General features: G+C 57.0%; 11 protein-coding genes. 5 read left to right on the top strand and 6 right to left on the bottom strand.

Translation table 11 applies throughout. The annotated features are described in order from the left end of the window. Positions 1-429: 429 nt before the first annotated feature. Complete coding sequence (locus RX972_RS09285; protein WP_027902356.1) at positions 430-1,281, top strand: Tim44 domain-containing protein; 852 nt, start codon at positions 430-432, stop codon at positions 1,279-1,281. Between the two features lie 133 nt (positions 1,282-1,414). Then, on the top strand, positions 1,415-1,822 hold the full coding sequence (locus RX972_RS09280) for an SMI1/KNR4 family protein (protein WP_027901704.1): 408 nt from the start codon (positions 1,415-1,417) through the stop codon (positions 1,820-1,822). A gap of 132 nt (positions 1,823-1,954) precedes the next feature. Here the strand turns inward: RX972_RS09280 and RX972_RS09275 are convergent, their stop codons facing one another. Then, positions 1,955-3,718, bottom strand: coding sequence for a cation:proton antiporter (locus RX972_RS09275; RefSeq protein ID WP_316874520.1), 1,764 nt, complete (start codon positions 3,716-3,718; stop codon positions 1,955-1,957). Positions 3,719-4,016: 298 nt separating this feature from the next. Between RX972_RS09275 and RX972_RS09270 the strand changes: the two genes are divergently transcribed. Then, the gene (locus RX972_RS09270; protein WP_020291647.1) at positions 4,017-4,502 is read left to right on the top strand and encodes an acyl-CoA thioesterase; all 486 of its coding nucleotides are present in this window, start codon (positions 4,017-4,019) and stop codon (positions 4,500-4,502) included. A 168-nt stretch (positions 4,503-4,670) separates the two neighbouring features. On the opposite strand, the gene pdxY is transcribed toward RX972_RS09270, so the two are convergent. Then, positions 4,671-5,537 (bottom strand): pyridoxal kinase PdxY, encoded by an 867-nt coding sequence (gene pdxY, locus RX972_RS09265; protein WP_231672234.1) that lies wholly within the window; start codon positions 5,535-5,537, stop codon positions 4,671-4,673. A 113-nt stretch (positions 5,538-5,650) separates the two neighbouring features. Here pdxY and RX972_RS09260 point away from each other — a divergent pair, with 113 nt between their 5' ends. Then, positions 5,651-6,043, top strand: a complete 393-nt coding sequence (locus RX972_RS09260) for a DUF3301 domain-containing protein (protein ID WP_027901708.1) — start codon at positions 5,651-5,653, stop codon at positions 6,041-6,043. A 26-nt stretch (positions 6,044-6,069) separates the two neighbouring features. Here the strand turns inward: RX972_RS09260 and RX972_RS09255 are convergent, their stop codons facing one another. Further along, positions 6,070-7,047 (bottom strand): CobW family GTP-binding protein, encoded by a 978-nt coding sequence (locus RX972_RS09255; protein ID WP_316874515.1) that lies wholly within the window; start codon positions 7,045-7,047, stop codon positions 6,070-6,072. 41 nt (positions 7,048-7,088) lie between these two features. Between RX972_RS09255 and RX972_RS09250 the strand changes: the two genes are divergently transcribed. Continuing rightward, a complete protein-coding gene (locus RX972_RS09250; protein WP_316874530.1) occupies positions 7,089-7,436 on the top strand; it encodes an NADH:ubiquinone oxidoreductase in 348 nt (115 codons plus the stop codon). A gap of 150 nt (positions 7,437-7,586) precedes the next feature. Here the strand turns inward: RX972_RS09250 and RX972_RS09245 are convergent, their stop codons facing one another. From RX972_RS09245 to RX972_RS09235, 3 genes are all read right to left on the bottom strand, one after another. After that, positions 7,587-8,237, bottom strand: coding sequence for a DUF1826 domain-containing protein (locus tag RX972_RS09245; RefSeq protein WP_231665566.1), 651 nt, complete (start codon positions 8,235-8,237; stop codon positions 7,587-7,589). After that, positions 8,237-9,445, bottom strand: coding sequence for a zinc metallochaperone GTPase ZigA (gene zigA / locus RX972_RS09240; protein WP_316874508.1), 1,209 nt, complete (start codon positions 9,443-9,445; stop codon positions 8,237-8,239). Before zigA ends, RX972_RS09245 begins: the two co-directional genes overlap by 1 nt. Positions 9,446-9,858: 413 nt before the next feature. Beyond that, on the bottom strand, positions 9,859-11,082 hold the full coding sequence (locus RX972_RS09235; protein WP_316874507.1) for an N-acetylmuramoyl-L-alanine amidase: 1,224 nt from the start codon (positions 11,080-11,082) through the stop codon (positions 9,859-9,861). Positions 11,083-11,178 lie beyond the last annotated feature (96 nt).

Here is an 11,178-nt window from a genome sequence, read left to right as displayed (position 1 = left end):
GAGCTTGCTCGCGATTCGATCTGTTGGTCGATGAATATATTGCCTGTGCTGACGCGATCGCGAGCAAGCTCACTCCTACAGAAAATGCATTCCAGATCAGGTAGTTATTTTCTTGTTTGATAGGAGCTGGGCTTGCCCGCGATAAGGTCAACGCGGTTTCATGTGAGTCGTATCCAGCCTTATCGCGGGCAAGCCCAGCTCCCACAGACAGCAGTGATGCAGCGGCAGATTGAATCAGCCACCGGTCACCTCCATATAGATGACACTGTCCGGCGATCTGTCCTACAGAACTTTCAGCGAAGCCCTACGGACCAATCTACATAGGGTCTTCGGCAATCACGCAAAAGCCGGAAACACTTGGCCGCTAGCCAGACACATATGCCCTATGCAATATGGCGCGCGTGCAATCCACAAAACGGGAATACCCTTATGCAACGTTTTCTAAGCATCGCTATGGCGTTGTGCATCGGGCTCACCATGAGCTTCGAAGCCAACGCTGCGCGTTTCGGTGGTGGCAAGAGCATGGGCTCGGCGCCAAGTCACCAGTCGCGCCAAGCCACTCCGACCACTCCAGCCGCAGCACCAACCGCTGCTGGTCGTCCTGCTGCTAGCGGTGCTTCCCGCTGGCTCGGCCCATTGGCCGGTATCGCTGCTGGCGGCCTGCTCGCTTCCATGTTCATGGGCGACGGCTTCCAGGGGATGCAGATCTTCGACATCCTGATCATGGCGGTCATTGCCTTCCTGATCTTCCGCTTCATCGCGGCCCGTCGTCGTAAGCAACAAGGCGAGCAAATGGCTACCGCCGCTGGCCCGATGACTTATCAGCGCGAAAACGCTCAACAGCCTGCCCAGAATTCCATCTTTGGTGGTTCGGGTGCAGCATCGGCAGCCGCTCCGGTGATCAACGCTCCGGCCTGGTTCAACGAAACCCGCTTCCTTGAAGCTGCTCGTAGCCACTTCCAGTCGCTGCAACAGCACTGGGATGCGAACGAAATGGACAAGATCGAAGAGTTCGTGACCCCACAGATGCTGCAGTTCCTGAAGAAAGAACGTGCGGATCTGGGCGACGCCTTCCAGTCGACCTATATCGACAATCTGAACGTGCAACTGGACGGCCTGGATGATCGTGCAGACAAGACCATCGCCACGCTGACATTCAGCGGTGTGTCCAAGTCTTCGCGCTTCGATCAGGGTGAAGTGTTCAGCGAAAGCTGGAACATGGAACGCCCACAAGGCGATAATCAGCCTTGGCTGGTTGCAGGTATTCGCCAGAACGGTTGATCCAGACCGCTCCACGCGTAAGCAGAAACCCCGGACTTGTCCGGGGTTTTTGTTTTATCCGTTGGGATAGTTATTTTGAGAAACGCTTTAAGCTACTGTATAAACCGCGCCATCAAGTCAGAGGAGCCAGGCCGTGGAAGAAGTCATTGAACAATTACGCGAAGCGAATGAACCTGTTCCGGTTCCGCTGGAACTGCCCGACGAGGATCAACTCGTTGAGGTAGAAGAACAGCTGTTCATCAACATCCCCTTCGTCTTCAAGGAATTTCTCCTGACCGTGAGCGACGTGGTGTACGGCAGCCTGGAGCCGGTGACCGTTACCGACCCCGGATCGCACACTTACCTGCCAGAAGTCGCCGCCTCAGCCTGGGACATCGGCGTGCCGCGCGAGCTGATCCCGATCTGCCAGGACGGTGAAGACTACTACTGCGTCGAAGAAGACGGCACCGTAGTGTTGTGGTCTGGCGAAGAAGAGCTGGTCACCGAAGAAAGCTGGGAATCGGTATGGCACTGGGCGCGGGACGTCTGGCTGGAAAGCTGAGCTGCATTACCTGGATCTGTAGGAGCTGCCGCAGGCTGCGAATAGCGGTGTGTCAGGCAAACCGCTATCGGCGCCGTCGTAACCTCCGACAACTCCTACAGTACCCGGATTTATCAGGTTTCAACCGGGCCGCTAATGCCCGTTCGACTCCTGGTTATTCCCCAGCGTCTCCAGCAACGCGATCTGCATTCGCGTATGCACTCTGATGAACCAGCGCCATGCCACTGCGGCGACAATGGCGGCAATCACGGCGATTAGAATCAGCAGTTCGTTGGTCGGCAGGATGCTGGCGGACAACGCCGCGAGCATCACGAATATCACCAGTAAAGACAGCAGCGGGATCACCTCGGCGATCACCTTGCGCACTCGCGCCGTGTGCCGACCCGCCATCTCCGGTTTGACGCCCATCTCAGCCAACAGCATCGACAGCGCTTTGAGCTTGCGATAAGCCGCGATCAGGAAGGGCAGTGAGAGCAGCAATGCAGCGCCACAGATCCAGGCTTTCTGTTGCCCAACGTCGCCGACCCAGTCGCTGATATACACACCGATGCGCTCGGCAAAATAGCCTCCGCAAAAGAATATGGCCACGACCAGGGCCAGATTGACCCCGACCTGCAACAGAATCCGCCGAATCATCGATGCCAGCAGCGCGCCCTCGCCTTGTGGCTGGATGCTGCGCAGCCACTCACCGTACATGCCGAACACCCGCGCCACGCGGCGAGGCATGATGCTCGCCAACTGATTCGACAGCGGATCGGCACCGCGAATCAGATAAGGCGTTAGCAAAGTTGTGATAACGGAAACCGCGACCGCCACCGGATAGAGGAAGTCGCTGGTGACCTGCAAGGTCATGCCCAGCGCCGCGATGATGAAGGAAAACTCGCCAATCTGTGACAGGCCCATACCCACCCGCAGCGAAGTCTTGCCATCGTTACCGGCGAGAAAGGCACCCAATCCGCAGGACAACATTTTGCCGAGGACAACCGCTACGGTGATCACCGCAATCGGCCAAGCGTATTGCACCAGAATCGCAGGATCGATCATCAAGCCAATGGCAACGAAGAAGATCGCGCTGAACATGTCTCGAATAGGCTCGATCAAGCGTTCAATTTTCAACAATTGCCGCGACTCGGCCATGATCGCGCCAATCAGGAACGCGCCCAGTACCATGCTGTATTCGAGCTTTACCACCAGCAGACAGAAGCCGAAGCACAGGCCCAGCACGGTGATCAGCAACATCTCATTGCTTTCAAACTTCGCCACGTAAGCCAACAAGCGCGGCACTACGAGAATACCGATCACCAAGGCGACGATCATGAACAGCGACAGCTTGCCGACGGTAGAAAACACCTCGCCCGAACTGACTGAGCCGCTGACGGCGATCCCGGACAACAAGGCAATGATGCCAATGCCCAGAATGTCTTCGACGATCAACACGCCAAAGATCAACTGCGCAAAGGGCTGGTTTTTCATCTTCAGGTCATTGAGCGCTTTGACGATGATGGTCGTCGAAGAAATCGCCAGGATCGCGCCAAGGAATAGCGAATCCATGGTGCTCCAGCCGAAGTACTGACCTATTTCATAACCGATCCAGATCATCAGGGTGATTTCGAGAAACGCAGCAATGAACGCTGTTGCCCCAACCTTGAATAACTTGCGCAGGCTGAATTCCAGCCCCAGACAGAACATCAGGAAGATCACCCCCAGCTCGGCGAGGGTCTTGATCGTGTCTTCGTCGTGGATCAGGCCGAACGGCGGTGTATGCGGGCCGATGATGAAACCGGCGACGATGTAGCCCAGCACTACAGGTTGTTTGAGGCGATGAAAGAGGATGGTCACAACACCAGCCACCAGCATGATCACCGCCAAATCCTGAATAAAGCTGATGGCATGCATGGGTCCGGCTCCTTATGAAACGCATTGCTGATGGCCGAACTCTCATCAGGACGACGGAGAATTCAGCCACTGCAGTGCAGAAATCTGATTAATTTGTAAGAAATTGCCCGATCCACGGGCTTTTGCAGGTTAACACCGCGCATTCATCGATAAAGCCGGTGCAATATATGGAAACAGATCGGCTGCACGCGTGACGGCCTCAAGCCAGCAAGCGTCCCGATAACTGTCACACACCGCTTGAATCCGTAAGCACCGTCATAAGGTGCAATTTCTGAACCGCCTTGATCGTGAGTACGCTATGGAACCCGGAAACGCCCAGCTGTCGATGACTGTATTGATGACCCCGGACATGGCCAACTTTTCTGGCAACGTACACGGCGGCACCCTTCTGAAATACCTCGATGAAGTTGCGTATGCCTGTGCGAGCCGCTACGCAGGGCGTTACGTGGTGACGCTATCAGTGGATCAGGTGATATTTCGCGAGCCGATTCATGTGGGTGAATTGGTGACCTTTCTGGCGTCGGTGAACTACACCGGTAATACCTCAATGGAAGTCGGCATCAAGGTCGTCACGGAAAACATCCGCGAGCGCTCGGTGCGCCACACTAATAGCTGTTTCTTCACCATGGTCGCCGTGGACGATCAGCGCAAGCCGGCCAGCGTGCCGCCGCTGGAGCCAGAAAGCCTGGACGGCAAACGCCGCTACATTCAGGCGCAACAGCGTCGGCAAATCCGCCAGGAGCTGGAAAAGCGTTATCAGGAAATCAAGGACGAGACGCTCTAAGGCGAGACTCAACCCCGGTATATCAGGCAATACAGACTATCAATTGGAATGCTATTCCTGTGGGAGCCGGGCTTGCCCGCGATATATGAGACGCAGATATAAGATACACCGCGTGATCGTTTATCGCGGGCAAGCCCAGCTCCCACAGGGAACCGTGCTGACCACACTCTACAACCGCACCGCCTCAAACCTCACCCTAGGATGAGCCGTGCGGTCCTGAGCGCGGACCAGTTCCAGTTCGTAACTGCCGCACGCCTGGGTCTCCAGCAGCACTTCATGTACAGCGGCGGCGGCAAACTCAAACGCCGCGACCAGTTCATCCCCCAGCAGCACGCGCGCCAGGAATAAACCGGAAGTCAGGTCGCCCACACCCACTGGCTGGCGCGGAAAGGCCAGTAGCGGGCGGCGCAAGTGCCAACTGCCATCAGCGGTCACCAGCAGCATTTCAAAGCCGTCAGCGGGCTTGCCGGGGTAATCCACGTGTTTGACCACGATGGCTTTAGGGCCTCGGGCCAACAAGGCGCGCGCCATGGCCACGCAATCCGACAACGACTCAGGTTTGCGGCCGGAGAAGCTATCCAGCTCCAACTGGTTCGGGCACATGAAGTCCGCCACAGCCGCCGCTTCTTCAAGAAGAAAATCGCTGACTTCCGCGGGCACGCTGCAGCCCTTCTCGGGATGCCCCATCACCGGATCGCACAGATACAGCGCGTTAGGGTTGGCCGCCTTGATCCGCTCAACGCCCACCAGAATCGCTCGGCCCTGGGCAGCGCTTCCCAAGTAACCGGAGAGCACTGCGTCGCAATTGCCCAACTCGCCAATCGCCGCGATGCCATCGATCAGCGCGGGAATCTGTTGCGGGGGCAACACGTCGCCTGCCCACTTTCCATACTGGGTGTGGTTGGAAAACTGCACAGTGTTCAGCGGCCAGACATTCACCCCGATTCGCTGCATCGGAAACACCGCAGCGCTGTTGCCTGCATGGCCGAAAACCACATGGGACTGGATGGCGAGCAAATGGGGTGTACGTTTCATCTAGGGTTCCTGAACACGATGCAAATGCAGTAGTAAGAAATTTAAGTCGCGCAGTATGGCTGCAAAACCCCGGAGACAGTTAAGCTGGTGGCACTTTGTTGGAGTGCTTCTTCATGCTGACCCTGGGAAACATGTTTGTCCTGATGCTATTGGCCACCGGTGCGGCATGGCTATGGCATGCACATGGTTTGCGCGAAAGAGCGCTGGAGCGGGTCAAACAACACTGCGCGAAACTGGATATAGAGTTGCTGGACGGCAACGTGGCCTTGCGCAAACTGACGTTTGCCCGGGATTCACAGGGCCGCAAACGTCTGGCACGCGTGTATAACTTTGAGTTCACGGTGACCGGCGAGCAGCGTCACCCAGGCACCATCACCATGTTTGGTGCCCACAGCGCGCAGATCGAACTGGCGCCCTACCCGTTCGAGATGAAAACGCCGCCCCCGAGTGCAGAAATCATTCAGTTGAGCCAATGGCGGCAAGAACACAATAAGTGGAAGCAGTAGATTTCGCGCCGTGTGTGGATAGCTTGTCAGAGCAAACACGTAGCCAGTTCAGCCTGTAAGCGCGGTTCATCCTGAGGCTGTGTGAAAATCAATTCCAGCCGTGAATCCCGTCGCCACTCACTGACTTGCCACTGCACAGTATCCCCCGCGACGACATTGCCTGACACCCATCCGCCGCCGCTGTTAATAACCAGTTTGGCGCGACGCCAGGTCATTCCCTGCAACCACATTTCCAGGCGGGCCAGATCAAAACGCTGGCTGGGGTGCCAACGCCAGCCGATGCTCCATCCCTCCTGTTGAGCCTGACTGAGACAAATGGGTTGTACTGGATCAGCCCATACAGCAGGAAGCTGTCCCAAGCTCTTGGGGATGGCGAGGTTATCCACAGCAGATTTATCCACAAGCAGATCGGGCCGTGCTGAAATGCCGGGCAACTCAGCCAGTGAGATCCGGCCCTGTTCTGTCCAGATCAACTTGCTCGCAGGCAACTGCTCAATGAGCCGTCGGCGCGCCGCAGCATCCAGATCCGCTGATTTATTCAGTACCAGTAAACCCGCAGCAGTCAACGCCGAAGCCTGACTGGGCGGCAGCGGATGCCCCGTCGCCAGTGCTGCTACGTCGAGGACCATCACACTGGGCTGAACCGTGAGCACACCCAGCCAGGGCGCTTGCTGCAACTGTTCTATCAACTGCACAGGATGGCCAAGGCCGGACGGCTCGATCAGCAACCGATGCGGTCTGGACTTGCGCAGTAAACGACCCAAGCCAATCTGAAAAGGGGCGCCGTTGACACAGCACAGGCAACCGCCAGCCACTTCGCCAAGTGCGATACCATCGGCGGCCTTGGTCAGCAGTGCGGCGTCGAGGCCGATCTGACCGAACTCATTGATGAGGATCGCCCATCGTTCATCTGCCGGCTTCTGCGCCAACAGATGTTTGATGAGGCTGGTCTTGCCAGCCCCCAATGGTCCGCCGATGACGTGGGTCGGGATGTTCTGCAGCATGGTGGTCGCTTATGACGAAGGCGTTTAAGGCCAGAATCGGGATGTTTCTGGGGTTGTTACTGGCAACGGGTGCAGGAAACGCATGGGCCGAGGCGTGTCTGGTACACAGCCAGGCCGAGCGGCTGGACGTGAAAGTCTGTCAGGCCAATCGCAACATACCGCCCAAGCTGTTTCACGACGGCTTTTGCCAGCCGCAACTCGCTGGGCAGAAAACCGATGTGACGTTCCTGGAGCAATGCCCCACTGGAGCGTTTGGAATTTGCAGCAACGCACAAGTCGCCAATATGCCTTATCGCGAAGACATTCACTATTACGGCATCGCCAGCGATGCGCAGTACTTGAAGCCATTTTGCGAGGGGCAGAGTCAGGGGAAGTGGCTGGTGCCTTGAGGGGCGGGCTTGCAATGCAACGGTAGGAGCGAATTCATTCGCGAAGCGGTGTTCCAGATGACAAAAATGTATCGGTTATAGCTGCCTCTTCGCGAATGAATTCGCTCCCACAGGTCAGCGTTACAGATCAAACAAACGTATTTGCCAGTCTCAAGCCAACCAATCCAGGGTCAACAGTAACCGCCGCTCATCACGCTGCAACGGCGGCGAGCGGTGTACCAGGCCTTGGCCTTCGTTGCCAACCCAGCGCTCGCCCTTGAGCAACGCTACATCGCCACAGTTGATCTGCCTGATATTCAGCGCATCCGAAGGCTCGGCCTGAGGTTTGCCCAGCTGGCTGCGATCAATGGCCCCCTCTCTCAGCCATTGGCTGCCAATGCCCGCGTAAGTGGTGATCAAGCGCACCGGCACATGATCGACATGGAAACGCGGACACATGGCTTTATCCAGTACTCGCAGCCGAACGCCTACACGTTTGGCGCCCAGCAGGCAGGCGTAAGCGCTGATCAGCCATGACACGTCGGCGATGAAACCCTCATAGCCTTCAAGGTCAGCATAAGCAGAGGCGAAGGTCTGGAGGTCAGGCTGAGCGTTCTCATCACTGATCTCCAGCGTAATGGCCTCCGCAAGCGGCTCGTTCAAAGAGAGCAGTAATGCGCCAAAGTCCTCGATGTGCGCAGGCAACTGACGCTGCCAGACTGCCAGATTCACATCATCCTCCAGTACTTGGCTGAGAATGGCCGGAGTGTCGCCCTGCACCTGACGAATACGGGGCTGCCACTTCAATACCGTCGCTAACATCACGCCACCTCCATTTCATGCCATGGGCCAAACGGATCGGGTAGCGCCACCCAGCCATTGGTGCCCAGAGCCATCTCGGCGTCCGTGAGCAGGCAGTTATCCAGCTCAGCGGTGAGCTGAGCAAAGTCGATGTTCTGGCCGATGAACACCAGTTCTTGCCGGCAGTCACCGGTTTGTGAGGTCCAGTTGTCCATGATTGCGGTGATGTTTTCTTCATCCTGAGGCCAATGCGCACGCGGCACGAACCGCCACCAGCGGCCAGCGAAACCATGACGCATCAACCCTCCGGCCTGAGACCAACTGCCCGCATCCTGATGCTTGCTGGCCAGCCAGAAGAAGCCTTTGGAGCGCAGCAGTTTGCCGTTGGTCCATTCCCGATCAATGAAGCTGAAGAAACGCTCCGGGTGAAACGGCCGCCGAGCGCGGTAAGCCGTCGAAGCAATGCCGTATTCCTCGGTTTCCGGCGTATGTTCGCCGCGCAACTCCTTGAGCCAACCGGGTGCGAGTGACGCCCGCTCGAAATCGAAACGACCGGTGTTGAGGATCTTCGCTAACGGCACCTCGCCCATCACCATCGGAATTATTTCGGCATTCGCATTGAGTCGCTGCAGGATGGCGATCAGCTCTTCGCGCTCGCTGCAACTGATCAGGTCGATCTTGCTGAGCAGAATCACATCAGCGAACTCGATCTGTTCGATAAGCAAATCGGTGATCGAGCGGTCGTCGTCTTCACCCAAGGTCTCCCCCCGGGTCGCGAGGCTCTCGGCGGCCTGATAGTCGAGCAGGAAGTTCACCCCGTCGACGACCGTGACCATGGTGTCCAGCCTAGCCATGTCGGTGAGGCTCTTACCGGCCTCGTCGCGAAAGGTGAAGGTCTCTGCGACTGGCAACGGTTCGGAAATACCGGTGGATTCGATCAATAAATAATCAAAGCGCCCGTCTTGGGCCAGACGGCTGACTTCTTCGAGCAAGTCCTCGCGCAGGGTGCAGCAAATGCAGCCGTTGCTCATCTCGATGAGTTTCTCTTCCGCGCGGTTCAGGCTCACATCACGCTGAACTTCGCCGCCATCGATGTTGATTTCGCTCATATCGTTGACGATCACGGCGACCCGCAGAGCCTCGCGATTGCGCAGAATGTAGTTCAACAACGTGCTTTTACCGGCACCGAGAAAGCCGGACAGCACGGTTACGGGAAGACGGTTTGGCATCGGTATTCTCATCAGGTTGCAGGGTTTAGACCCTGTTCGCATGGCGGCGCGAGGCACCGTTCAATCACCCAAAGATGTTATAGTATAACAATGCAAGTAGTAAACTGTCTTTTTAGGAGCGCGCTTGGCCGCGATGCTTTCTGTCAGTCGATAAATATGTCGTCTGCGCTGACGCAATCGCGGGCAAGCGCGCTCCTACAGGGCCCATGTTTGCTGCGCGACAGCGGGGTGTCAGGTGCTAATCTGAGTTCACACAGAACCAGTGGGAGCGAATTCATTCGCGAAGAGGCCGGGACGTTCACAGCACCTTTATCGCCAGAGTGCCACCTTCCCGGATATATCCGGTCCCACGAGCCTCTGTTTGCCGCAAGACAGCGTGGTGACAGGACACTCAAAGCTCCGAGAGTAGAAAGCTAAACCTGGCCGGCCCGCTTCTGCTCCTGCTGCCACGCCATGTACGAATCAATCGGCGGATTACGCTGAAAATAGCGCTGCAAACCTTCAAACAATCCATCCGCCACCGCCTGTTGATGGCGGGCCGTCACAAGCCGCTGGCTGTCTTTGGCATTGGAGATGAATCCGGTTTCCACCAGAATCGACGGCACATCCGGCGATTTGAGAACGGCGAAGCCAGCCTGTTCGACGCGTTTCTGGTGCAGGGTGGTGATGTTCGCCAGGCTACCGAGAATGGTATTGCCCAGCTGCAGGCTGGCGGCGATGGTGGCGTTCATCGACATATCGAGAATGACCCCGGCCAGCATCGGGTCTTTGTCTTTGAGGTTGAGCAAGCTGGTTGCGCCCAACAAGTCCGCGCCATTTTCGCGCTGTGCCATGAAGCGTGCAGTGGCGGAGGTAGCGCCGCCCTCGGACAAAGCAAATACTGATGCACCGGAAGCCGTCAAACGCGGTGCTGCGTCGGCATGCACCGAGATAAACATGTCGGCGTTGTGTTTGTGAGCAATCTCAACGCGCTTGCGTAGGGGTACGAAGAAGTCATCGTTTCGCACCAATTGCACATCGAAGCCTTTCTCCCGCTTCAGTCGCTTGGCCAACAGCTGGGCAATAGACAACACCACATCTTTTTCCCGCTCGCCCTTGGAACCTACCGCGCCGGGGTCCTTACCGCCATGTCCCGGATCGACCACCACCATGATGTTGCGCTTGGGGTGCTGCTTGTCACTGACCACCGGCGCACGTTGCACCGGCTGCGCCGCGAGTTGTTGCGGGGCAGCCCCCTCTGCGCCCAGGTCCAGGACCAACCTATGGCCCTGATCGCCAGCAGGCCCGAGAAGAAAGCTGTTGAGCTTCACAGGCCCGGTCAGATCAAGAACGATTCGCGTGTCATCACCCTGCCCGTAATGCCCGGAGCGGATGGATTTGATTATCGTGTCTTGCAGTGCAAGCTGACTGAAATCACCACTCAGACGCGCGCCGCTTATATCGATGATCAGCCGGTCAGGTGCGCCGAGGGTGAAGGTCTTGTATTGCACTGGACCACTGAGATCCAGCACCAGCCGGAGTTTATCGGCAGTACGCCACAGGCGGGCATTGCGGATCTGAGCAGCGTTGACGCCCAATGGCAACGCAAAGGCGGCACTGGCCAGCAAGAAATTGAGCAGAATTTGACGGCGATGCATGCGGTGACCCATTCGAAGGTGAAGAGCATCCCGGCCCAAAAAAAGAAATCGTCGAAATTATAGTTATAGTATAACGTGATGATTTACCTGACAGAT

Source organism: Pseudomonas syringae group sp. J309-1 (genome assembly GCF_032582135.1).
Lineage (GTDB): Bacteria > Pseudomonadota > Gammaproteobacteria > Pseudomonadales > Pseudomonadaceae > Aquipseudomonas > Aquipseudomonas quasicaspiana.
Note: the sequence above shows the minus strand (reverse complement) of the source record. Positions and strands in the feature narration are given on the sequence as shown.

Excerpts from the sequence above, each read along its gene's own strand:
- RX972_RS09275 (WP_316874520.1), bottom strand. The coding sequence starts at position 3,718 with ATGCATGCCATCAGCTTTATTCAGGATTTGGCGGTGATCATGCTGGTG.
- RX972_RS09235 (WP_316874507.1), bottom strand. The coding sequence starts at position 11,082 with ATGCATCGCCGTCAAATTCTGCTCAATTTCTTGCTGGCCAGTGCCGCC.
- zigA (WP_316874508.1), bottom strand. The coding sequence starts at position 9,445 with ATGCCAAACCGTCTTCCCGTAACCGTGCTGTCCGGCTTTCTCGGTGCC.
- RX972_RS09270 (WP_020291647.1), top strand. The coding sequence starts at position 4,017 with ATGGAACCCGGAAACGCCCAGCTGTCGATGACTGTATTGATGACCCCG.
- RX972_RS09285 (WP_027902356.1), top strand. The coding sequence starts at position 430 with ATGCAACGTTTTCTAAGCATCGCTATGGCGTTGTGCATCGGGCTCACC.
- RX972_RS09250 (WP_316874530.1), top strand. The coding sequence starts at position 7,089 with ATGTTTCTGGGGTTGTTACTGGCAACGGGTGCAGGAAACGCATGGGCC.
- RX972_RS09245 (WP_231665566.1), bottom strand. The coding sequence starts at position 8,237 with ATGTTAGCGACGGTATTGAAGTGGCAGCCCCGTATTCGTCAGGTGCAG.
- RX972_RS09255 (WP_316874515.1), bottom strand. The coding sequence starts at position 7,047 with ATGCTGCAGAACATCCCGACCCACGTCATCGGCGGACCATTGGGGGCT.
- pdxY (WP_231672234.1), bottom strand. The coding sequence starts at position 5,537 with ATGAAACGTACACCCCATTTGCTCGCCATCCAGTCCCATGTGGTTTTC.
- RX972_RS09260 (WP_027901708.1), top strand. The coding sequence starts at position 5,651 with ATGCTGACCCTGGGAAACATGTTTGTCCTGATGCTATTGGCCACCGGT.